Source organism: Pseudomonas sp. 58(2021) (assembly GCF_017491585.1).
In the GTDB taxonomy this organism is placed as follows: Bacteria; Pseudomonadota; Gammaproteobacteria; order Pseudomonadales; family Pseudomonadaceae; genus Aquipseudomonas; species Aquipseudomonas fluorescens_BT.
In genome coordinates this window covers 128,551-152,609 of sequence record NZ_JAFGYZ010000001.1, presented here as the reverse complement: position 1 = coordinate 152,609, position 24,059 = coordinate 128,551, and the positions used below count along the sequence as shown (strand labels likewise).

Sequence of the window (24,059 nt, the reverse complement as noted above, 5' to 3'; positions counted from 1 at the left end):
GCGTGATGGGTCTGTTCGCAGCCCTTGGCGGGCTGCGAAACGTCGGTCAGTTCCCTCTCCCTCCGGGAGAGGGCTAGGGTGAGGGGCTTTTAAATCGAGGTTTATTTGCTGGTGAGCTGGAGGTTTTCAGCCGCCGGTTTGCCATCGAAGGTGGTCACGCCTTCGAGCCAGCGCTGTTTGTCCTGCGGGTGATCTTTGAGCCATTGTTTGGCCGATTCGAAAGCGTCCTTGTGATCGAGCAGCGGCTGCATCATCCGGCTCTCGTCTTCGGCGGTGAACGTCAGGTTGCTCAGCAGGCGGCTGACGTTCGGGCATTGTTCGGCGTATTTAGGCGCGGTGACGGTCCACACGGTGGCCATGCCTTCGTTCGGGCCGAGGGCGTCGTCGCTGCCGGTCAGATAGGTCATCTGCACGTTGACGTTCATCGGGTGCGGCGCCCAGCCGAAGAACACCACGGCCTCCTTGCGGCGCACGGCGCGATCAACGGCGGCGAGCATGCCGGCCTCGCTGGATTCCACGAGCTGGAACTTGCCGAGGCCAAATTGATTCTTGGCGATCATCGCCTTGATCTGGGTGTTGGCGCCCGAGCCTGGCTCGATGCCGTAGATCTTGCCGCCGAGTTCTTTCTCGAATTTGGCGATGTCGGCGAAGGTTTTCAGGCCCTTGTCCGCCAGATAGGTCGGCACGGCGAGGGTGGCGCGGGCGTCCTTGAGGCTCGGTGCTTCAAGCACCTTGACCTGGTTGGCATCGACGAACGGGGTGATGGTCTGGGTCATCAGCGGGTTCCAGTAGCCGAGGAACAGGTCCAGACGCTGGTCGCGGATGCCGGCGAAGACGATTTGCTGAGAGGCGCTGGTCTGTTTGGTGCTGTAGCCGAGGCCGTCGAGCAGAACCTGGGCCATGGCGCTGGTGGCGATCACGTCGGTCCAGTTCACGACGCCCATGCGCACGTTCTGGCACGAGGCAGGTTCGGCCGCCATGACACTGGCGCTTAAAAACGCGGTACCACTGAGTGCGAGAACACAGCTGCTGATCAGTCGTTTCATGTCGGGTTCCTCGGCAGGTCGTTATTGTGGGTTCCGGCATCTGTCGTGCCGGTGATGCCAAATTACGCAGCTATGCCCCTGTAAAAACGCACTGCGGCGACCAGCTCTTGCACTGCAGCGACCTGTGCTCTTGAATGCCGCCGACAACTGGCGTATCAACGTTGCACGCTACCCGCTAACCGAGTGCGCGCCATGTCCCAGGATTTCTACTTTCTGTTGATGCCGGGTTTTTCCGCCATCGGTTTCATCTCTGCGATCGAACCGCTGCGGGTGGCCAACCGCTTTCGCGGCGAGCTGTACCGCTGGCACGTCTTGAGCGCCGATGGTGGAGCGGTGCTGGCGAGTAATGGAATGTCGGTCAACGCCGATGCGGCGCTGGAACCGCTGAAGAAAGGGGCGACGCTGCTGGTGATCGCCGGGTTCGAACCGCTGAAGTTCGCTACCCCGGCGCTGGAGCACTGGCTGCGACGGCTGGACAACGAAGGCGTGACCCTCGGCGCCATCGACACCGGCAGCTTCGTCCTTGCCGAGGCGGGCCTGCTCGATGGTCATCGCCTGACTCTGCACTGGGAGGCCATCGACGCCTTCAAGGAATCTTATCCACAGCTCAGCGTCACCCAGGAGCTGTTCGAGATCGACCGTCGGCGCATCACGTCTGCCGGCGGCACTGCTTCCATCGACTTGATGCTCGACCTGATCGCCCAGGCCCACGGCCCGCAACTGGCGATCCAGGTCAGCGAGCAGTTCGTATTGGGGCGAATTCGTCCGCGCAAAGACCACCAGCGCATGGAAGTCGCCACGCGCTACGGCATCAGCAACAAGAAGCTGGTGCATGTGATCGGCGAGATGGAGCAGCACAGCGAACCACCGCTGACCACGCTGGAACTGGCGGAATCGATCAAGGTGACCCGCCGGCAACTTGAGCGCCTGTTTCGCCTGCACCTGAACGACACGCCGAGCAATTTCTATCTGCGCTTGCGGCTGGAGAAAGCCCGGCAGCTGTTGCGCCAGACCGACATGAGCGTGCTCGAAGTGAGCATCGCCTGCGGGTTTGAATCACCGTCGTATTTCACCCGCAGCTACCGGGCGAAGTTTGCCCGGTGTCCACGGGAGGACCGGCGACGGGAGACCGTTTGACGGACGATTATAGTTAATTATACTTTCAGGTATAAATTACAGTCGTTTGAATAATTGAGTGTAAAACCATGTCCAGAAACAATGGCTTCGTTTTTCGCCGTCCCGCTCTGGCCCGCAGCGTTGCCGATGGTCTGGTGGGTGCAGGTCTGCAGGATTTCACCTCCGGCCTTTTTCTGGCAGCGCCGCGTCGCACGGGCAAAAGTACCTTTTTGCGCGAGGACCTGATTCCGGAATGCCAGGCCCGTGGCTGGCTGACGGTTTATGTCGACCTGTGGGCCGACAAGGAAAAAGACCCTGCTGACTTGATCGCCAGTGCCATTGCAGGCGCGTTGGTCCCCTTTGAAAAGGGCATCCGCAAACTGGCGAAGAATATCGGCATCGAAAAACTCAGCTTTCTGCGCACCTTGTCCTGGGATTTCACCAAGCCGCAACTGCCGGCCGGCGCGACCCTGACACAAGCGCTGGAACTGCTCCACAGTGCCGCGGAAAAATCCGTAGTGCTGGTAATCGATGAGGCCCAGCACGCACTCACCACCGCCGCCGGCATCAACGCGATGTTTGCCCTGAAGGCAGCGCGGGATCAGCTCAACCAGGGACGTGAAGGTGAGGGCAGCGGTTTGCACCTGGTGTTCACCGGTTCCAATCGCGACAAACTCGCGCACCTGGTGCTGGGCAAGAGCCAACCGTTCTTCGGCTCCAGCATCACGCCCTTTCCATTGCTGGGGAAAGAGTTCACCCAAGCGTACACCTTGCACCTCAACGCCCATCTGGCCGAGACCAATCAGTTCAGCGCTGCCGATATCGATGAGGCCTTCGAGTTGGTGGGGCGGCGCCCGGAAATGTTGCGCACCATCATTGGTGAAGTGGCACTGGAGCTGGGCGAGGCCAGCAATCTGGGGCAGCTGCTGCACAGCCGAGCCGAATTGTTGCGCGCAGGCGTGTGGACCGAGTTCGAGAGCGCCTGGAACGCTCTGACCATCCCTCAGCGCGCCGTGCTGGAGGTGATGGTGGAGCGCTCACAGAACAACGAGCCTTTTGCTCCGTTCACTGACAGCACGCTCATGGCAGTCGGCAAGGCACTGGAGAACATGGGCAGCGACGTGGTGCCGGGCACCCAGACCATTCAGGCCTGCATCGATGCCCTGCGCGACAAGGAGCTGGTGTGGAAGTCGAGCCGTGGAGGCTACGCACTGGAGGACAAGTCCTTCGGTGACTGGCTGAGCGCGCGCAAGGCGCGCTAGTTATTTCTTCACCAATGCCGAGCACGCAGCCTTGTAGGCTTCATGCTGATACTTGTTCAGCGTGCCCGGCAGTTCGAAGTTGTGCTTCTTGGCCTGGGCGTTGATCGTCTGCGGCGACAGCAGCGTCACCTCGCAACCGTCCAGCAGCTGAAACACGCCCTCGATCTTGAACGTGGTCGGCCCACCGGCAAACTCACCCTTTTTGCTGCGCTTCTTGATCGCGATGCGATCGATGGAGTTCTCGCGTACGAATGACGCCACCTGAGCGGCGAACAGTTTGACGTTGGCCGCCTCGTCGTTATCCTCCAAAGCGATTTTTTTGGTGCTCAGCGCCACATGGCTCAGCACCGAACCGTCGAGGGACGCCACGGCGATGATCGCTTCACTGCCTTTGATTTCGATACCGCAGATGTTCATGTGAATCCCTTGATTGGCTGAAGAGGTGCAGCTTACAGCTCAAGCTGGTTGGCGGTGATGCCAAATGCCGCTGCAATCTTCTCGCGAGTGGCCTTGCGCGGCTTTGCAACGGTTTCCTGTTGGGCAAAAGCCGGCTGCGAAATACCCATGCGTTTCGCCACTTCTTCCTGGGTCAGGTTGAGATGTTCGCGCCAGGCCCTGATCGGAGTTGCCCCGTCGACAATGCGACTGACCACCTCATGGGGAATCAGGTCAGGCTCCATTTTCTGCGCCACATATTGCGCATACGGAATGACTACGAAAGCGGGTTTACCCTCGGAATCATTGATGATTTGGATGTCAGTAAGTGCGTTCATCGCGTTTTTTTACCTCTTGAATACTGACCACTTTGATCGCGCCATCCCAGTCGAACATGACTCGGTAATTACCGACACGCAGCCGATAAGCGTAGTCATGACCAACCAGTGCTTTCACATTGCCCACATCAGGCATGTCAGCAAGCACCGTGATGGCATCTCTGACCTGACACTGATGAGCGGAATGCAATTTCAGGAGTTGCTTAACGGCCTTTCGAGTCCAGTGGATGCTGTTCATGGCAGAATATAAGTCTTTTATAAGATTTGCGAATCTTTGCTTATATTTTTCAGGTGGCCAATAAACAACATTTGACGGCATGTTGCGCGCAAAGCCTCTAGAACAGCGGCTTCGGACAGGTGATGTGGGGCAGATCTGAACGTTTTGTGGGAAAAGGTTCTTTTGCATCAGAAAGCTGAAAAATACTTCCAGCTTTCTTCAGTCAATAATCGATTACTCCTGCCCAATCGACTCCAAAAACTCCGACCGCTCGTCACTCATCCGCGCCACGCAATCGTTCTGCGCAATCTTGAACGCCTTGCTGCCGTCCGTCGCCGGGAAGGCTTCGACGGCGCAGTCGGCGTCGCGGGTTTTCAGCCATTGTTGCTGGGCGGCCTTGATTTTGGCGGTGATGTCGGCCAGTTGCGCCGGGTTCTTGCCGTAGGTCGTCTGCATGCGCTCGTTCAGGCTGGCGTAGTTGTCCTTGAGCAGGTCCTCGGCGGTGGTGCGGCTGTAGACCGAGCATTCCAGGGTCTGGATGTCGTTTTCCACCGCGTCGCACGGGTTGTTGTCGGACTCTTCGGCGGCGTGTACGCCGGTCGCAATCAGTGCCAGGGCCAGGAAGATCGATTTCATGGTTGTCGCCGCTCTAATCCAGTGGTGTATCCAAGATGCGCAAGATTCTGGCTCAAGCTCGCGGGCTTGAACAGGTGGCTGGTCGGACCGGTTGGCGACCCTTTGTCGCGGATTGACGCTTTCGGCAATTCCCCTGTCGTTTTTGCACCCGGCTGGTCGCGCACCGAGGCATATGCTGGCCCCAAAGCGCCGGCAGACGATTCGGCGCATGAATCGCCAATAAGGGGACGCCTGATGAGCCCAGCCGAATTACACGCCGACAGCATCGTTATCGACGGTCTGATCATTGCCAAATGGAACCGCGAGCTGTTCGAAGACATGCGCAAGGGCGGTCTGACGGCGGCCAACTGCACTGTGTCGGTGTGGGAGGGCTTTCAGGCCACGGTCAACAACATCGCCGCCAGCCAGAAACTGATCCGCGAGAACAGTGACCTGGTGATCCCCGTACGCACCACTGCCGACATCCGCAAGGCCAAGGAGCAGGGCAAGACCGGCATCCTCTTCGGCTTCCAGAACGCCCACGCGTTTGAAGACCAGATCGGCTACGTCGAAGTGTTCAAGCAGCTCGGCGTCGGCATCGTGCAGATGTGCTACAACACCCAGAACCTGGTGGGCACCGGTTGCTACGAACGTGACGGCGGCCTGTCGGGCTTCGGTCGCGAGATCGTCGCCGAGATGAACCGTGTCGGCGTCATGTGCGACCTGTCCCACGTCGGCTCCAAGACTTCCGAAGAAGTCATCCTCGAATCGAAAAAACCGGTCTGCTATTCCCACTGCCTGCCATCGGGGCTGAAAGAACACCCGCGCAACAAGTCCGACGAAGAGCTTAAGTTCATCGCTGACCATGGCGGTTTCGTCGGCGTGACCATGTTCGCGCCGTTCCTGGCCAAGGGCATCGATTCGACCATCGACGACTACGCCGAAGCCATCGAATACACCATGAACATCGTCGGCGAAGACGCCATCGGCATCGGCACCGACTTCACCCAGGGGCACGGTCAGGACTTCTTCGAATACCTGACCCACGACAAGGGCTACGCCCGCCGTCTGACCAACTTCGGCAAGATCATCAACCCGCTGGGCATCCGCACCGTCGGCGAGTTCCCGAACCTGACCGAAACCCTGCTCAAGCGTGGCCACTCCGAACGGGTCGTGCGCAAGATCATGGGTGAAAACTGGGTGAACGTCCTCAAGGACGTCTGGGGCGAGTAAGCCGCTTCTCTGAATACTTTCCCCCGGCCGTCCGCGCCGGGGGCAACACCAAAATTTTTCTGGAGTTAAGTTTCCATGGCCAAGATCGCCCCGCAATTGCCAATCGAAGTCGACAGCGAGACCGGTGTCTGGACCTCCGACGCCCTGCCGATGCTGTACGTGCCGCGGCATTTCTTCGTCAACAACCACATGGGCATCGAGGAAGTGCTGGGCGCCGACGCCTATGCCGAAATCCTCTACAAGGCCGGCTACAAGTCCGCCTGGCACTGGTGTGAAAAAGAAGCCGAGTGCCATGGCCTGGAAGGCGTAGCGGTGTTCGAACACTACATGAAGCGTCTGTCGCAGCGCGGCTGGGGCCTGTTCAAGATCCAGGACATCGACCTCGACAAAGGCACTGCCAGCGTCAAGCTCGAACACTCCGCATTCGTCTACGTCTACGGCAAGGTCGGGCGCAAGGTCGACTACATGTTCACCGGCTGGTTTGCCGGGGCCATGGATCAGATCCTCGCCGCTCGCGGCAGCAAGATCCGCACCGTGGCCGAGCAGGTCTACGGTGGCTCCGAAGAAGGCCACGACGACGGCCTGTTCACCGTCAAGCCGTTGTAAGTCGAGGAACCCGCCATGGCTTTCGAAGCAATGTTCCAGCCAATTCAAATTGGCAAACTGACCATCCGCAACCGCGTGCTCAGCACCGCGCACGCCGAGGTCTACGCGACCGACGGCGGCATGACCACCGAACGGTACGTCAAATATTACGAAGAGAAAGCCAAGGGCGGCATCGGCCTGGCGATCTGTGGCGGTTCGTCCGTGGTGGCGATCGACAGCCCGCAGCAATGGTGGAGTTCGGTGAACCTGTCCACCGACCGGATCATCCCGCACTTCCAGAATCTCGCCGACGCCATGCACAAGCATGGCGCCAAGATCATGATCCAGATTACCCACATGGGCCGTCGCTCCCGTTGGGACGGTTTCCACTGGCCGACCCTGATGTCGCCGTCGGGCATCCGCGAACCGGTGCACCGCGCTACCTGCAAGACCATCGAGCCGGAAGAAATCTGGCGGGTGATCGGCAACTACGCGCAAGCCGCGCGCCGCGCCAAGGCCGGTGGTCTGGACGGCGTCGAACTGTCGGCCGTGCATCAGCACATGATCGACCAGTTCTGGAGCCCGCGCGTCAACAAGCGTACCGACGAATGGGGCGGCACCTTCGAAGGCCGGATGAAGTTCGGTCTGGAAGTCCTGAAAGCCGTACGCGCCGAAGTCGGTGACGACTTCTGCGTCGGCATGCGCATCTGCGGTGACGAGTTCCACCCGGACGGTCTGTCCCACGAAGACATGAAACAGATCGCCAAGTATTACGACGACACCGGCATGCTCGATTTCATCGGCGTCGTCGGCTCGGGTTGCGACACCCACAACACCCTGGCCAACGTGATTCCGAACATGAGTTACCCGCCGGAGCCGTTCCTGCACCTGGCGGCCGGGATCAAGGAAGTGGTCAAGGTTCCGGTGCTGCACGCGCAGAACATCAAGGACCCGAACCAGGCCACGCGGATTCTGGAGGGCGGTTACGTCGACATGGTCGGCATGACCCGCGCCCACATCGCTGACCCGCACCTGATCGCCAAGATCAAGATGGGCCAGATCGACCAGATCAAACAATGCGTCGGCGCCAACTACTGCATCGACCGTCAGTACCAGGGGCTGGACGTGCTGTGCATCCAGAACGCCGCGACTTCCCGCGAATACATGGGCGTGCCGCACATCATCGAAAAATCCACCGGGCCGAAACGCAAGGTGGTGATCGTCGGTGCGGGCCCAGCGGGGATGGAAGCGGCTCGCGTGGCGGCCGAACGTGGCCACGACGTGACCCTGTTCGAGAAGAAAGAATTCATCGGCGGGCAGATCACTACGGCTTCGAAAGCGCCGCAGCGCGACCAGATCGCCGGTATCACCCGCTGGTTCCAGCTGGAGCTGGCACGCCTGAAAGTCGACCTGCGCCTGGGCACTGCTGCCGATGCCGACACCATCATGGACCTGCGTCCGGACATCGTGGTGCTGGCGGTCGGCGGTCACCCGTACCTGGAACAGAACGAACACTGGGGCGCCGCCGAAGGGCTGGTGGTCAGCAGCTGGGACGTGCTCGACGGCAAGGTCGCGCCGGGCAAGAACGTGCTGGTCTACGACACCATCTGCGAGTTCACCGGGATGTCGGTGGCGGACTTCCTTGCCGACAAGGGCAGCCAGGTCGAGATCGTCACCGACGACATCAAGCCGGGCGTGGCCATCGGCGGTACGTCGTTCCCGACCTACTACCGCAGCATGTACCCGAAAGAAGTGATCATGACCGGCGACATGATGCTGGAGAAGGTCTACCGCGAAGGCGACAAGCTGGTCGCCGTGCTGGAGAACGAATACACCGGCGCCAAAGAGGAGCGGGTGGTGGATCAGGTGGTCGTCGAGAACGGCGTGCGCCCGGATGAAGAAATCTACTACGCCCTCAAGGACGGCTCGCGCAACAAGGGCCAGATCGATGTCGAGGCGCTGTTCGCGATCCAGCCGCAACCTTCGTTGAGCAGTAACGGCGACGGTTACTTGCTGTTCCGCATCGGTGACTGCGTGGCGCAGCGTAATACCCACGCTGCGATCTATGACGCCCTGCGGTTGTGCAAAGACTTCTAAAGGTTTGCACATGACCCTGTGGGAGCGGGCTTGCCCGCGAATGCATGCTGTCAGTCACCGCTGCATCGACTGACCCGGCGCTTTCGCGAGCAAGCTCGCTCCCACAGGAACACGCCGAACGTGTTTCTCCAGGCTGTACTGGTGGGAGCTTCACCATGTTGAACACCCTTCTTCCAATCCTGTTGTTCGCAGCCCTGGCCCTTGCGGTGCTGGGGGCGTTGCGGCGGGTGGCCATGTGGCGTCGGGGCCGGGCCTCGAAGGTCGATCTGATCGGCGGCCTGTTCGCCATGCCCAAGCGTTACATGGTCGATCTGCACCACGTGGTGGCGCGGGACAAATACATCGCCAACACCCACGTCGCCACGGCGGGCGGAGCGGTGGCGTCGATCGTGCTGGCGATTCTGGTGCACGGTTTCGGCCTGCATAACCGCATTCTTGGCTACGCATTGCTGCTGATGACGGCGGTGATGTTCGTCGGGGCGATCTTCGTTTATCGGCGTCGGCTCAATCCGCCGTCGCGGCTGTCGAAAGGCCCGTGGATGCGCCTGCCGAAAAGCCTGCTGGCGTTCTCGGCCTCGTTCTTCCTGGTGACCTTGCCGGTGGCCGGGATCCTGCCGGAGAACTTCGGCGGCTGGGTGCTGGCAGCGATTCTCGGGATCGGCGTGTTGTGGGGCGTGTCCGAGCTGTTCTTCGGCATGACCTGGGGCGGCCCGATGAAACACGCCTTCGCCGGTGCCCTGCACCTGGCCTGGCACCGTCGCGCCGAGCGCTTTGGCGGCGGTCGTTCCACCGGTTTGAAACCGCTGGACCTGAATGATCCGACCGCGCCGCTGGGCGTGGAGAAACCCAAGGATTTCACCTGGAACCAGTTGCTCGGTTTCGACGCCTGCGTGCAGTGCGGCAAGTGCGAAGCAGCCTGCCCGGCGTTCGCTGCGGGTCAGCCGCTGAACCCGAAGAAGCTGATTCAGGACATGGTCGTCGGCCTCGCCGGCGGCACCGATGCCCAGTTCGCCGGCAGCCCGTATCCGGGCAAACCGGTGGGCGAACACGGCGGTAATCCGCATCAACCGATCGTCAACGGTCTGGTCGATGCCGAAACCCTGTGGTCGTGCACCACCTGCCGCGCCTGTGTCGAGGAATGCCCGATGATGATCGAGCACGTCGATGCCATCGTCGACATGCGCCGGCACCTCACCCTGGAAAAAGGCGCGACCCCGAACAAGGGCGCCGAAGTCTTGGAGAACCTGATTGCCACCGACAACCCTGGCGGTTTCGCCCCTGGCGGTCGGATGAACTGGGCGGCGGACCTGAACCTCAACCTGCTCAGCGAGAAGAAATCCACCGACGTGCTGTTCTGGGTCGGCGATGGCGCCTTCGACATGCGCAACCAGCGCACTCTGCGTGCGTTCGTCAAAGTGCTGAAGGCGGCCAAGGTCGACTTCGCGGTGCTCGGGCTGGAGGAACGCGACAGCGGCGACGTGGCCCGACGTCTGGGTGACGAAGCGACCTTCCAGTTGCTCGCCAAGCGCAACATCCAGACCCTGGCCAAGTACAGCTTCAACCGCATCGTTACCTGCGATCCGCACAGCTTCCATGTGCTGAAAAACGAGTACGGCGCGTTCGATGGCAACTACCTCGTGCAGCACCACAGCACTTACCTGGCGGAAATCATTCAGGCTGGCGCGCTGAACCTCGGTCAGCACAAAGGCAACAGCGTGACCTATCACGATCCGTGCTACCTCGGCCGCTACAACGGCGAGTACGAGGCGCCGCGCGAAGTGCTGCGCGCCCTCGGCATCGAGATCAAGGAAATGCAACGTTCCGGCTTCCGTTCGCGCTGCTGCGGTGGCGGTGGCGGGGCGCCGATCACCGATATTCCGGGCAAACAGCGGATCCCCGACATGCGCATGGAAGACATCCGCGAGACCGGCGCCGAGTTGGTAGCGGTAGGTTGTCCACAGTGCACGGCGATGCTCGAAGGCGTGGTCGAACCGCGTCCGCTGATCAAGGACATCGCCGAGCTGGTGGCCGACGCGCTGCTCGAAGACGCCGCGCCGAACAAGCCTGCCACCCCGGCCAAACGTGAACCTGCGGAGGCCCACTGATGAGCGACATTATCCGCCGCGACCCCCGCGCCGAATGGATTGCGCGCAACCGCCTGCACCCGCTGCACGCGGCCATGCAGCCGGCGCAACACAGCTGGATGGGCCCCAACGGGATCATCCGCAAGAACCTGCACGGCATCGGTTTCATCGGGCCGAACGGCATCAAGCGCATCGACCGCAGTGGCGCCCAGCAGGGCGGGGCGGTCAAACGTTCGGCAGCGGTTGAAGTGCAATTGCCGCTGCATCAGGTGCCGGCCCCGGCGTTCTACATCAGCGTGGTGCCGGACATGGTGGGCGGCCGCTTGAGCAGCCACGACCGCGACCTGCTTGGTCTGGCTCATCAACTGGCCGGCAGCGACGGCGCGGTGCTGGCCGTGGTGTTCGGCGAGCACAAGGAAAACGCTTTCGCCACGGCGGGCGTTGACCGCTTGCTGGTGCTCGAAGGCGAACAGTTCAGCGGTTATGCACCGGAACAACGCATCCAGGGCCTGCGGGCTGTGGATAACCAGTTCAACCCGCGTCACTGGCTGCTGCCGGACAGCCGCAGCGGGGGCGGCGAACTCGGTCGGCGCTTTGCCGCTGCACTGGGCGAGCGCCCGGCGACACGGGTGTGGCAGGTCAAGGATCAGGAGTGCATCGGCCGCGCCGGTGCGGGGTTGCAGGATCTCGCCCGCCCGGTGGCGCGGTTGATTCTGGCGTCCGCCGAATGTGCCGAACCAGTCAGCGAAACCCGTCACGAAGCGTTGCCGGTGGAGTTATCCACACCTGTGGCGCGCAGCCTGTCGCGGATCGAGGATCTGGGCGCCGTAGCGGTGGACCCGGCAGCGATCCCGATGGCCGAGGCCGAGTTCATCTTCTCCGGCGGCAACGGGGTCAAGGATTGGGCGCTTTTCCACAAGACCGCCGCCGCTCTCGGCGCCACCGAAGGCGCCTCGCGGGTGGCGGTGGACGACGGTTTCATGGCCCGCGACCGTCAGGTCGGCGCGTCCGGCACCTGGGTCACCGCGCGGGTTTACGTGGCCGTGGGGATTTCCGGGGCGATCCAGCATCTGCAAGGCATCGGCGCCTGCGACAAGGTGGTGGCGATCAACCTCGATCCGGGCTGCGACATGATCAAGCGTGCCGACCTGTCGGTGATCGGCGAGAGCGCGGAAATTCTTCAGGCCTTGATCGCGGCGGTAGAGGCTTACCGCAACGAAGCCAAGCGCGATGCGGCTTAAGGAACGGTTATGAGCACAAAGATCATCAGTCTGGTTTCAATCGGCGCCCACCCGACTTCCGGCCGCCCGCGCCGCGCCGATCAGGACGCACGCGCGGTAGAACTCGGCCTGCAACTGGCGGGGGACAACCTGCAAGTGCTGCACGCCGGTGACATCGCGGAACCGGCGCTGCGCGCCTATCTGGGCATGGGACTTGCGCAGATGCACGTGCTGGAACAACCGGCTGGCGCCGACGCGCTGCCTGCATTGACCGAGTATCTGCGAGATGCCGGTGCCCAGATGGTGTTGACCGGCAGCCAGGCGGAAACCGGCGAAGGTTCGGGGATGCTGCCGTTTCTGCTGGCCGAAGGTCTGGGCTGGCCATTGGTCGTCGGTTTGGCCCAAGTCGAATCGATCAACGACGGTTCTGCGCTGGTGCTGCAAGCGTTGCCCCGTGGGCAGCGGCGCCGGCTGAAGGTGCGCCTGCCGTTTCTGGCGACTGTGGATAACGCCGCGCCCAAGCCTCGGCAGAGTGCTTACGGCCCGGCGCGGCGTGGCGTTCTTCAGGCGAAAGACGTGGAAGTGGTGGACGACGAATTGCTGGCCGTTGCGACCCTGCAACCGGCCAAGCCCCGACCGAAACGGTTGAAGGTGATCAAGGCCAAGAGCGGGGCTGACCGGATGAAGGCGGCGACGGCCAAGGCCAGTGGGGGTGGGGGGCAGGTGCTCAAGGGCGTGACGGCGCAGGCTGGTGCGGAAGCCATTCTCAAGCTGCTGATCGAAGAAGGTGTTGTCCGCTAGAAGCCCCTCACCCTAGCCCTCCCGAAACGTCGGACCGCCCCGAGGGAGAGGGGACTGACCGGGGTGTATAGGCCATTTACATCGACCTGCGACTCCGGCGGTGACCTTGGTTTGCCAGGCATCAACCACTCTCTGACCTTGGTTCGAGCAAACCTAAGGTCACGATGAGCGCTCAGGTCGATGTACTTCGCGAGATCACCACCGTAGGCGCCCTCTCCCTTCGGGCGGTCCGACGTTTCGGGAGGGCTGGGGTGAGGGCAGCGGTCATAAGTCATCCACTCACTGGAAATTACACACAATCCCTGTTAACCACTCTGTGGATAACATGTTCGCCCCTCTCCGAACCCCATACCAATCAAGCCCTGCAGCCCTCAGATCAAAAAACAACCAGCCTAACTCGCGGTTTTTTCTGAGTTTTTCCCCAGCATCACTTCCAGACTTGCCCCCAATCTCTGTTGGCGCTTCTGTGGATAAGATGTTCGCTATCCGCCAAGAGCCCTATAAACCGTGGCTTACAAGGATTTGATCAAAAAACGTTCAATTCATCCTTTTTACCCACCAAACTCTACACAAGCCCAGATTTATCAACGCCTCCAGCGCTTTTCCACAGCACCCGCCAAGTTACCCCCGAACTCTGTTGGCGCTTCTGTGGATAAGGTGTTCGCCATCCTCTGCAAGCCACGTAATCCGTGATCTGCAAGGTTTTGATCAAAAAACACTCAATCGCTCAGGCAAACACGGCTTCTGAATAAGTCACGGTTTTTCTTCACAAAACCTCGATTATTTTTCTACTTCATCCACAGTTGTCCCCATTAGCTGTGGGTGGCTATGTGGATAACTTGTTCGCCAAACCCTGCCACCCCCGGCGGGCTTAGTCCAAAGGGCAATTGATCAGATTTCATACAGTTCTAAGAGGCTGCCTTGACTTCGATCCGGTGCCTGTCTTCACTGCAATGGCACAAGGACAGCCGTCACTTATCCACATCTGGTTCAGGGAGAACGCGTGATGGATACCCAGCCACACCGCCTGGCCCTCAATCCCTGCACGCCCCGCGCGCTGCCGGCACCTTCGCCGCGAAAGCGCACGTTGCGTCGTGCTGCCAATCAGCATGCCCGTCTGTAGCGCCTGATCCTGCCCCAAACAGTTGTACTGCCGTCGGGATTTCCCGGAGGCCAGGTGCCCGTTCGCCCATTGATTGCAGGCAACCGCAGAGTTGCCCCATCTGCCTGAGAGAGGACTCCCCTCATGACACGGATCGCAACGCCCATCAGCGAAATCAAGGAACACTACGACGTGATCGTCATCGGCTCCGGGTACGGCGGTGGCATCGCCGCGTCGCGCCTGTCCCGGGCCGGTAAAAAGGTCTGTCTGCTGGAACGCGGTCGGGAAATCCAGCCCGGCGAATACCCCAACACCATGATCGCCGCGACCGAGGAATTGCAGGTACACGATCCGGACGGCCACATCGGCTCGCGCACCGGGCTGTTCGATCTGCACGTCAACGCGCAGCAGAACGTCGTGGTCGGTTGCGGCCTCGGCGGCACGTCGCTGATCAATGCCAACGTTTCCCTGGAGCCGACCGTTGATGTGTTTCAGGATCCGCGCTGGCCACTGGCGGTGCGCGAGGACCACGACGGTTTGCTCAAGGCGGGTTACGCCAAGGCCCGGGAGATGCTCAAACCCAATCCCTACCCGAGCACCGCGCCGAACCTGCCGAAACTCGATGCCAACAAAAAATCCGCGGATTTCCTCAAGCAAGGCGCGCACTTCTACAAGCCGCCGATCAACGTGACCTTCGACAAACTGCCCAACAACCTCAACCACGTCGGCGTCGAGCAACTGCCGTGCAACCACTGCGGCGACTGCGTTTCGGGCTGTAACAACAAGGCCAAGAACACCACGCTGATGAACTACCTGCCGGACGCCACTAACCACGGCGCGGAGATTTTCTGCCAGGCCCAGGTGCGGCATCTGGAGCGCGACGGCAACGGCTGGATCGTGCACTTCCAGTACCTGGACAGCGGCCGCGAGAAGTTCGACGCACCGACCTTGTTCGTGAAGGCCGATATCGTCGTGGTGTCTGCCGGCACCCTCGGCTCCACTGAAATTCTGCTGCGCTCGCGGGACAAAGGCCTGGTGATGTCCGGCCAACTCGGCGAGAACATGAGCGGCAACGGCGACATCCTCGGCTTCGGCCATAACTGCGAGCAGACCATCAACGGCATCGGTTTCGGCGCGCATTCGGCCAAGGAACTGCAACCGGTCGGCCCGTGCATCACCTCGATCATCGACATGCGCACCGAGGGTGACCGCAGCAGTCGCATGGTCATCGAGGAGGGTTCGATCCCCGGCGCGCTCGGCCGGCCGATGGTGCCGGCGATGGCCGGGTTCGCCGAGATGATCGGCAAGCCCACCGACGACACCTTCAGCGGCAAAGTGAAGTACAAGGAGCGCGAAGCCGAAAGCTTCCTGCGCGGCCCGTACCACGGCGCGCTGCACAACATGCAGACCTACCTGATCATGAGCCACGACAGCGGCCAGGGGCGCATGGTCCTCGACAGCAAGGATCAACTGCGCATCGACTGGCCGGGCGTCGGCGAGCAGGAAAACTTCAAGATCGGCAACCAACGGCTGTACCAGAGCACCAAGGCCCTGGGCGGGATCTGGGTCGAGAATCCGATCTGGACCAAGCTGCTCAAGCACAGCATCGTCTCGGTGCATCCGCTGGGCGGTTGCGTGATGGGCGAAGACGCCGCGCAAGGCGTGGTCAACCACAAGGGCCAGGTGTTCAGTGGTGCGACCGGCACCGATGTCTACGCCAACCTCTACGTGACCGACGGCGCGGTGATCCCGACGTCACTGGCGGTCAATCCGCTGCTGACCATCTCCGCCGTGAGCGAGCGCAACATGGGCCTGCTGGCGGCCGACCGGGGCTGGACGATCGACTACACGCTACCGTCGGCGCCGCGCAAACAGACCGCGCCGCCAACCCTCGGCGTGCAGTTCACCGAAACCATGAAAGGCTACTTCTCCCGCGCCTTCACCGCCGCACAAAGCACCGACCTGAAAGTTTATGAGGCGGCCGCCAAACGCGGCGAGGCGGACAACTCGCCGATCGACTTCACCCTGACCATCACCGCCAACGACCTCAACCGGATGATCAAGGAGCCGGAACACGCCGCGACCATCGTCGGCACGGTGATTGCCCCGGCGCTGTCGCCGGAACCGCTGACCGCGAGCAACGGTGTGTTCAACTTGTTCGAGCAATTCGAGCAACAGGTCGACACGCGCCACATGAAGTACGACATGAAGCTGACCGCCGAGGACGGCAACGACTACTTCTTCAGCGCCTTCAAGACCGTGCCGGAAGACAACGGCGTGCTGAATATCTGGCACGACACCAGCACCCTCTACGTGACCCTGTATCGCGGGCCGGACAAGACGGGCGAGGTGATCGGCTCCGGGGTGATGCACATCAAACCGACCGACTTCGCCAAGCAGATGACCACCATGAAAGTCCTCAATGCGCGCAACGAACGTGAGCGCATCGAAGGGCTGGCGCGGTTCGGCAAGTTCTTCGCCGGGATTCTCTGGGAGAGTTATGGCGGGGTGTTCGCCGGCGACAAATACTTCAACCCCGACGCGCCGCCACGGCTGAAACGGCCGCTGGATGCGCCGACGCCGGCTGTGCATTTCTTCTCCACCGAAGACGGCGTGCAGTTGCGCCTGACCCGCTATCAGGCCGGCAGCAAAGGGCCGGTGATGCTGGTGCATGGTTTGGGTGTGGGCTCCAATATCTTCTCGACCGATACGATCCAGACCAACCTGCTCGAGTTTCTGTGCAAGCACGACTATGACGTGTGGCTGCTGGATTTCCGCGTGAGCATCCTGCTGCCGGCGAGCAAGAAGGAATGGAACGGCGACCAGATCGCCCAGTACGACTTCAAGGCCGCCATTGCGCAGATCCAGCAGGAAACCCAGGCCAAAGACGTGCAGTGCGTGGTGCATTGCTACGGCGCGACCACGTTCTTCATGTCGTTGCTCGCCGGTTTGCAGGGCGTGCGTTCGGTGGTCTGCTCGCAGATTGCCGCCGACACGGTGGTCGCGACTGCTACTGGGCTGAAGGCCGGTCTGCACCTGCCGGGGATGCTCGATGCGATCGGCATCAAGTCGATGACCGCCTACGCCGACAGCAAGGAGAACTGGTTCAACCGACTCTACGACAAGGCGCTCAACGGCTACGCGCGGATCGAAGCCCAGGGCTATTGCACCAACCCGGTGTGCCACCGCATCACCTTCATGTACGCCTCGCTGTATCGCCACGACACCCTCAACGAGACCCTGCACGACAACCTGCACGAGCTGTTCGGCGAGTCGAACATCGAGACCTTCGAGCACCTGGCGCTGATCGTGCGCAAAGGGCATCTGGTGGATTTCAAAGGGCACGACGTGTACATGCCGCACTTTGATCGGCTGACCATGCCGATCTGCTTCATCAGCGGTGCCGACAACCAGTGTTATCTGCCGGAAAGCACGCTCAAGACTTACCAGCGGGTTTGCGAGAAGCATGGGCCGGAACGCTACAGCCGGCATGTGGTGCCGGGTTACGGCCACATCGATTGCATGTTCGGCAAGAACGCGGTGGTCGATGTGTATCCGATCATCCTTGAGCACCTGGAGAAAACGGCCCTCGGTTGATCTCAGACCGAGTCGTCCGCTTCGCGGGCAAGCCTGCTCCCACAGGGTTTTGTGCCAGACACAAAATCAGCAGACACCCCAGTCCAATGTGGGAGCGGGCTTGCTCGCGAAGGCGGTAGGTCAGGCAATACATCTCTCGGGTCTGCACAAGGAAATGGATGACATGGACAGCTACATCCGCTGGTTTCAACGCTTTATCTGGCTCGGCATTGCGATGAACATGGTGTTCGCGATCCCGGCGCTGTTCGCGCCGGGGTTGCTGACATCGGTGGTCGGCCTGCCGCCGCAACTCTCCGACCCGTGGCTGGAAAACGCCGGGATGCTGCTGGTGGGCATCAGCGTGTTCTACATGCCGTCGGGCTTCAACGCGCCGCGCTACGTGGTGCATTCCTGGCTGTGTGTGCTGACGCGGCTGATCGCGGTGGCGTTCTGGATCTACCTGATCAACACCAGCAGCCAGGGCTCGGTGTTCGTGCCGATGCTGATGGGCGACCTGAGCTTTTTCCTGATCCTCGGCATCCTGCTGTACCTCGGCACCACCCCTGAAAACCGACCGCTGGCGCTGCTTTGTGACGGCTGGCGCGAATGGCGGGCGGCGTGGGCGCGGCAGTGGCAGAGTCACGCGTTCAAGGTCGGCACGCTGGTCGTGGTGGCGTTGCTGGCGTTCATCGGTTACCAGACCTGGTATCAGATGCTGCGCGTGGTGCCGGAGCAGGATTACGCCTCCGACGAGGACCATTACAAATACGCCGCGATTGGCCTGGGGATCGAAGCGCGGATTCCGTACTACCTGTTCTCCGTGCTGCCACAGATGTGTCCGGAAAAACTGCCGAAACCCGGCGGCTGGGAAGTGTTCGGTTTCCTGTTCGAGAACGGCAAGGACCTGCCGATCGGCATGGCCAGGCGGCAGATCGGCTACCCGACCGTCGAGCCGAACTGCGCGCTGTGCCACACCGGTTCCTACCGGGCGAATGCCAGCGATGTCGCGGTGAATGTGCCGAGCGCACCGGCCAACACCTTGCAACTGCAAGCCTTTCAGTGGTTCGCCTACGATTGCGCCAGCGATCCGAAATTCACCACCGACGCGGTGATGGCGGCGATCAACAGCAAGTTCCAGCTCGGCTTTTTCGAGAAGCTCTACAACCGCTACCTGATCATCCCAATGGCCAAGACCGCGCTGCTCAAACAGAAGCAGGCCTACGCCTGGCAGAAACTGCGGCCGCAACAGGGGCCGGGCCGCACCGACACGTTCAACCCGACGAAGATGGTGGTGTTCGGCTTCCCGGATGACTCGACCATCGGCACCGTCGACCTGCCGCAGGTGTGGAACCAGAAACCCCGGGAATCGATGTACCTGCACTGGGACGGCAATAACAACAAGATCCACGAGCGCAACTACGCCGCCGCGATGGCCGTGGGCGCGACGCCGCAATCGGTGCTGCCACCGAGCTTCAACCGCGTGACCAACTGGCTGCTCGGGCACAAGGCGCCGGCGTGGCCATGGGCACTGGATCAGGCCAAGGTCGCCCAGGGCAAACCGATCTGGGAAACCAATTGCGCCGGTTGCCACGACTTCGGTCGCGTCGACACCGGGCAGGTCACCACCCACATCGACCAGCTCGGCACCGATCCCCACCGGCTGAACTCGTTCACCACCGGGCTGGTGGCGGCGTTCCACACCTTCAAGAAACCGCCGTTCGATTTCGGCGCCTACCGCAAGACCCAGAGCTACAGCAACACGCCCACCGACGGCATTTGGCTGCGCGCGCCGTACCTGCACAACGGCTCGGTGCCGACCCTGTGGGACTTGCTGCAACCGCCGGAAAAACGTCCGCAGGTATTCATCACCGGCTCCGATGTCTACGACCCGGTCAACGTCGGCTTCGTGACCAGTGGCGCACAGGCCAAAGCCTCGGCGGATTTCACCTACGACACGCGTCTTGAGGGCAACCACAACAGCGGTCACCTGTACGGCACGACGCTGTCGGACGACGACAAGCGTGCGCTGATCGAATTCATGAAAACCCTGTGAACCCCTACGGATAGAGGATTACGCCATGTCAGCGGTCGGTCATCTGAAACACGAATACGACAAGGTCAAGGTGCGCCTGCACGGGTTGTTCACGCGCATCGAAATGGCCTGGATGAAGCTCATCAGTGAACTCGAACCCAAGGAATTCGAGGCCATCATCAAATTGCTCCAGCGTGGTCACGATCAGGCGCAGTACGTACTCAAGCACGGCGAGTTGCCGGACGACGAACCGGCGGTGCCGTGGGAGTTGTCCCACGGACTGTCGATCCTGCGCATCGGCAACGCGACGCCGCTGCCGCAATCGCCCGATCAACTGCAGACCAAAGTGCTCAAGGACGGCACGCTGCTGGGCTGTCGCAAATGGGAGCTGCTGGATCTGCTGTGGAGCGAGGCGCTGCTCAAGTGGATCGAGAACCTGCGCCATCACGCGACTTTCGGCACCGATCCGGCGCTGGTGACCATGGAGCGCGAAGTGACCCTGGCGATTGCCGGCGACTGGGGCACCGGGCCGTTCAACAGCCATGCGCCGGCGGTGTCGGTGGCCAAGCAGATGCAACTGGCCAACGCTGACTTCACCATTCACCTGGGGGATGTTTATTACGCCGGTACTCACTCCCAGGAGGACACCGACATGGCGGGCTGGCCGATGGGCACCCACGGCTCGTTCACCCTCAACTCCAACCATGAGATGTACAGCGGCGCCCACGGTTACTTCAAGGAACTGGCCGCGCGTTTTCCGGGGCAGCAGGGCACCAGCTACTTTGCCCTGATCAACGACGACTGGCTGATTGTCGGGCTGGACACCGCGTACGCCTCGGACGTCATGAACCTGTACATGGACGGCACCCTGAACGAACCGCAAATCGCCTGGATGAAGAGCTTGCCCAAACGCAAGAAACTGATGGTGCTCAGTCATCATCAGGGCTTCGACATCACCGGGCACAACAAGACCGCGCTGTATCAGCCGGTGTGCGATGCACTGGGGCGCGAGCCGGATTATTGGTACTGGGGGCATCTGCACAACGGCATCGTCTATGCGCCGCAGGGTGGACTGCATGCGCGCTGTGCCGGGCACGGGGCGATTCCTTACGGCACCACCAGCGAACTGAACGGGCATTCGCGGGTGCTGTTTTCGGAGACCAAGGATGCGAACGATCCGGACTATCCGCTGCGGGTGATGAATGGCTACGCGAAGATCAGGTTGGTGGGGGAGGAGATTTTCGAGGAGTTTATCGGGGAGGATGGATCGGTGAGGTGGTCATCAAAGTGATGTGCTGATTGTTCTGACGCCATCGCCAGCAGGCTGGCTCCCACACTGGATCTCTGGTGAACAGATATCTCGTGTGGGAGCCAGCCTGCTGGCGATGCTTTTGCTTTTAGCCTTGGACCGGTACGCCTTTGAGGTACGGCGCAGGTTCGGCCCCGAGGTTGCTCAGCATCCGCTCGCTGTACCAGTCCACGAAGTTGACCACGCCGAACTCATAAGTCTTGGAGTACGGGCCCGGCTGGTAGGCGGTGGAGTTGATCCCGCGCTGGTTCTCTTCGGCCAGACGACGGTCCTGATCGTTGGTCGCGTCCCATACCTGGCGCATGCGTTCGACGTCGTAATCCACGCCTTCGACCGCATCCTTGTGCACCAGCCATTTGGTGGTGACCATGGTTTCCTGGGCGCTGATCGGCCACACGGTGAACACGATGATGTGGTCGCCCATGCAGTGGTTCCACGAGTGCGGCAGGTGCAGGATGCGCATCGAGCCCAGGTCCGGGTTCTTGATCCGGCCCATCAGCTTGGCGCAGCCCTGTTTGCCGTCCATGGTCATCGACACGGTGCCCTTGAGCAGCGGCATGCGCACGATGCGATTGCGCAGGCCGAAACTGGCGTGGGCGTAAGGGATCTTTTCGGCTTCCCACGCGGCAGCGGAGGCGGCGACGTGGTCCTTGAACGCCTGATCGGCACGCGGGTCGGTGACGTCGTCCCATTCCAGCAGGGTTTTCAGCAGTTCCGGGTGCGAACCGTTGCAGTGGTAGCACTCGCGGTTGTTTTCCAGCACCAGTTTCCAGTTGGCCTTTTCCATCAAGGTGGTTTGCACCGCCACCTTGGTGTTTTCCATGTCGTAGGGTTCCATGTAGTGGCTCAGGGTCGACAGGAAGTCATCGATGGCCGGCGGGTTCTCCGCCAGGCTGATGAAGATGTAGCCGCCGGCAGTCTTCACGTTCACCGGTTTCAGACCGTACTGCTTCATGTCGAAGTCGGCGCCCATCTCGGTGCCGGCGAACAGCAGACGGCCGTCCAGCTCATACGTCCACTGGTGGTAGTGGCAGACCAGTTTGGCGACCTTGCCCTTGTCGCTGGTGCACAGGCGCGAGCCACGGTGACGGCAGACGTTGTGGAACGCGTGCACCACGCCTTCGGCGCCGCGGATCACGATGATCGGGTTCTTGCCGATCTGCAGGGTCATGTAGTTGCCCTTGGCCGGGATCTCGCAGGTCATGCCGGCGATCAACCACTCTTTCTGGAAGATCTCCTGCATGTCGATATCGAACAGGCGCTCGTCACTGTAGAACGGTTGCGGCAGCGAATAGGTGCGCTCGCGCTCCTGCAGCATTTGTGCGGTGGCCTTGCGTGCGGGTTCCAGCAGGTCGCCCAGGCTGATTTTTGCGGTGTCCATCGATGAATTCCTCAAGGCCATCTGCGTGGCCGCGAAAGTGGCTGATCAGGGTTGCAGCGCAAGGTGTAAAGAATCTGTTTGTGTTGGGGCGAGTGTGGGGCCGGCGCAGGCGAGAACCTTATCCATGGGCGACATGGTGCAATCTGTTCCCGACGCGCAACCCCCGGTGGTTGGGGGCTGGTCGCGATAAGTATGTCAATGTCGCGGATAGGTAAACGGGGCGTGCGCGCTATACGCAGAATCGCCACATGAAGGCCGACAGTCGGCCGTGGAGAACAGCATGTCGAACAGCTTCCTGAATCCGGTCACCACCCAGACCTGGGCCAATGGCCGACACATCGTCCGTTGCGTCAAAGTCATCCAGGAAACCTGGGACGTGCGCACCTTCTGCTTCATGGCCGACCAGCCGATCCTGTTCTTCTTCAAGCCCGGGCAGTTCGTCACCCTGGAGCTGGAGATCGAAGGCCAGCCGATCATGCGTTCGTACACCATCTCCAGCTCGCCGTCGGTGCCGTACAGCTTTTCGGTGACCATCAAGCGCGTGCCGGGGGGCAAAGTCTCCAACTGGTTGCACGACACCCTGCATGAAGGCCAGGAGCTGGCGGTGCACGGCCCGGTCGGGCTGTTCAACGCCATTGATTTCCCGAGCCCGAAAGTGCTGTACCTGAGCGGTGGCGTCGGTATCACCCCAGTGATGTCCATGGCCCGCTGGTTCTACGACACCAACGGCAACGTCGACATGACGTTCATCCACAGCGCCCGCTCGCCGAAAGACATCATTTACCACCGCGAGCTGGAACACATGGCGTCGCGAATCGACAACTTCAGCCTGCACCTGATCTGCGAGAAGCACGGGCTGGGCGAGCCGTGGGCCGGCTATCGCGGCTACCTCAACCACAAGATGCTGGAACTGATGGTGCCGGACTTCCTCGAGCGCGAAGTGTTCTGCTGCGGCCCGACGCCCTACATGAACGCGGTCAAGCGCCTGCTGGAAAACGCAGGCTACGACATGAAGCGCTATCACGAGGAGTCCTTCGGCGCCACGCCACCGGAAGCCCGCGCCGATGCAGTTGAACAGGCCGAGCAGGCGGCGGAAGCACCGGAAGTCCCGGCGGCGGATCTGCACCTGGTGGAATTCACCTCTTCGGACAAGAGCATCCGCGTGGCCCCGGGTGAGACCGTGCATGCGGCGGCGGCCAAGGTCGGCCTGATGATTCCGAAAGCCTGCGGCATGGGGATCTGCGGGACGTGCAAGGTACTCAAGCTGGGCGGCGAAGTGGAGATGGATCACAACGGCGGGATCACCGAGGACGACGAGGCGGAGGGGTACATTCTTTCCTGCTGCAGTGTGCCGAAGGGGGATGTGCGGATCGAATATTGATCGGCGGTGGGGCGGCCCCTTGCGCCAGGCTCACCCCTCACCCCAGCCCTCTCCCCAGGGAGAGGGAGCTGACCGAGGTGTTTTGCGCTATACATCGACCTGATTAAGCGTGGCGATTATGGATTCGGCAAAGCACATTCAGGCCGGCGTAATTTAGGAGCATCCCCCGTTCAGTTCCCTCTCCCTTTGGGGAGAGGGCTAGGGTGAGGGGAGGGGCTCACAGACACAC

General features: G+C 61.3%; 18 protein-coding genes. 12 read left to right on the top strand and 6 right to left on the bottom strand.

Annotation, left to right across the window (positions count from 1 at the left end; genetic code table 11):
• Positions 1-101: 101 nt before the first annotated feature.
• Positions 102-1,046: a choline ABC transporter substrate-binding protein gene (locus tag J5M72_RS00670; protein ID WP_207863754.1), complete on the bottom strand. Its 945-nt coding sequence runs from the start codon at positions 1,044-1,046 to the stop codon at positions 102-104.
• A 192-nt stretch (positions 1,047-1,238) separates the two neighbouring features.
• On the opposite strand from J5M72_RS00670, the gene J5M72_RS00665 reads away from it, so the two are divergent.
• Positions 1,239-2,183 carry a GlxA family transcriptional regulator gene (locus J5M72_RS00665; protein ID WP_169432235.1) on the top strand — a complete coding sequence of 315 codons (945 nt, stop codon included), beginning with the start codon at positions 1,239-1,241 and terminating at the stop codon, positions 2,181-2,183.
• 68 nt (positions 2,184-2,251) lie between these two features.
• Positions 2,252-3,424, top strand: a complete 1,173-nt coding sequence (locus tag J5M72_RS00660; RefSeq protein WP_169432234.1) for a hypothetical protein — start codon at positions 2,252-2,254, stop codon at positions 3,422-3,424.
• Here the strand turns inward: J5M72_RS00660 and J5M72_RS00655 are convergent, their stop codons facing one another.
• The 4 genes from J5M72_RS00655 to J5M72_RS00640 all read right to left on the bottom strand — a co-directional run bounded on the left by J5M72_RS00655 (position 3,425) and on the right by J5M72_RS00640 (position 5,050).
• A complete protein-coding gene (locus J5M72_RS00655; protein ID WP_207863753.1) occupies positions 3,425-3,841 on the bottom strand; it encodes a DUF3010 family protein in 417 nt (138 codons plus the stop codon).
• Positions 3,842-3,873: 32 nt separating this feature from the next.
• On the bottom strand, positions 3,874-4,197 hold the full coding sequence (locus J5M72_RS00650; protein WP_169432232.1) for a helix-turn-helix transcriptional regulator: 324 nt from the start codon (positions 4,195-4,197) through the stop codon (positions 3,874-3,876).
• Positions 4,181-4,435: a type II toxin-antitoxin system RelE/ParE family toxin gene (locus tag J5M72_RS00645; protein WP_169432231.1), complete on the bottom strand. Its 255-nt coding sequence runs from the start codon at positions 4,433-4,435 to the stop codon at positions 4,181-4,183. Before J5M72_RS00645 ends, J5M72_RS00650 begins: the two co-directional genes overlap by 17 nt.
• A gap of 213 nt (positions 4,436-4,648) precedes the next feature.
• A complete protein-coding gene (locus J5M72_RS00640) occupies positions 4,649-5,050 on the bottom strand; it encodes a lysozyme inhibitor LprI family protein (protein ID WP_207863752.1) in 402 nt (133 codons plus the stop codon).
• Positions 5,051-5,284: 234 nt separating this feature from the next.
• Between J5M72_RS00640 and J5M72_RS00635 the strand changes: the two genes are divergently transcribed.
• The 9 genes from J5M72_RS00635 (at position 5,285) to J5M72_RS00595 (ending at position 21,050) form a co-directional block, all read left to right on the top strand.
• Entirely contained in the window at positions 5,285-6,262 is a 978-nt protein-coding gene (locus J5M72_RS00635) for a dipeptidase (protein WP_007959776.1), read from the top strand.
• A gap of 75 nt (positions 6,263-6,337) precedes the next feature.
• Positions 6,338-6,868, top strand: coding sequence for a DUF5943 domain-containing protein (locus tag J5M72_RS00630; protein WP_007926354.1), 531 nt, complete (start codon positions 6,338-6,340; stop codon positions 6,866-6,868).
• Positions 6,869-6,883: 15 nt separating this feature from the next.
• Positions 6,884-8,944, top strand: coding sequence for a dimethylglycine demethylation protein DgcA (gene dgcA / locus J5M72_RS00625; protein WP_007959780.1), 2,061 nt, complete (start codon positions 6,884-6,886; stop codon positions 8,942-8,944).
• A gap of 155 nt (positions 8,945-9,099) precedes the next feature.
• Positions 9,100-11,049: a dimethylglycine demethylation protein DgcB gene (dgcB, locus tag J5M72_RS00620; RefSeq protein ID WP_207863751.1), complete on the top strand. Its 1,950-nt coding sequence runs from the start codon at positions 9,100-9,102 to the stop codon at positions 11,047-11,049.
• The gene (locus tag J5M72_RS00615) at positions 11,049-12,269 is read left to right on the top strand and encodes an electron transfer flavoprotein subunit alpha/FixB family protein (RefSeq protein WP_207863750.1); all 1,221 of its coding nucleotides are present in this window, start codon (positions 11,049-11,051) and stop codon (positions 12,267-12,269) included. Before dgcB ends, J5M72_RS00615 begins: the two co-directional genes overlap by 1 nt.
• 9 nt (positions 12,270-12,278) lie before the next feature.
• Positions 12,279-13,049, top strand: coding sequence for an electron transfer flavoprotein subunit beta (locus J5M72_RS00610; RefSeq protein ID WP_169432226.1), 771 nt, complete (start codon positions 12,279-12,281; stop codon positions 13,047-13,049).
• Positions 13,050-14,295: 1,246 nt separating this feature from the next.
• Positions 14,296-17,748, top strand: coding sequence for a GMC oxidoreductase (locus J5M72_RS00605; protein WP_207863749.1), 3,453 nt, complete (start codon positions 14,296-14,298; stop codon positions 17,746-17,748).
• Between the two features lie 163 nt (positions 17,749-17,911).
• Positions 17,912-19,780 carry a hypothetical protein gene (locus J5M72_RS00600; RefSeq protein ID WP_207863748.1) on the top strand — a complete coding sequence of 623 codons (1,869 nt, stop codon included), beginning with the start codon at positions 17,912-17,914 and terminating at the stop codon, positions 19,778-19,780.
• A gap of 25 nt (positions 19,781-19,805) precedes the next feature.
• Positions 19,806-21,050, top strand: coding sequence for a metallophosphoesterase (locus J5M72_RS00595; RefSeq protein ID WP_207863747.1), 1,245 nt, complete (start codon positions 19,806-19,808; stop codon positions 21,048-21,050).
• 106 nt (positions 21,051-21,156) lie between these two features.
• On the opposite strand, the gene gbcA is transcribed toward J5M72_RS00595, so the two are convergent.
• Entirely contained in the window at positions 21,157-22,449 is a 1,293-nt protein-coding gene (gene gbcA / locus J5M72_RS00590; RefSeq protein ID WP_207863746.1) for a glycine-betaine demethylase subunit GbcA, read from the bottom strand.
• Between the two features lie 280 nt (positions 22,450-22,729).
• On the opposite strand from gbcA, the gene gbcB reads away from it, so the two are divergent.
• Complete coding sequence (gene gbcB / locus J5M72_RS00585; RefSeq protein ID WP_169432221.1) at positions 22,730-23,830, top strand: glycine-betaine demethylase subunit GbcB; 1,101 nt, start codon at positions 22,730-22,732, stop codon at positions 23,828-23,830.
• Positions 23,831-24,059: the final 229 nt, after the last annotated feature.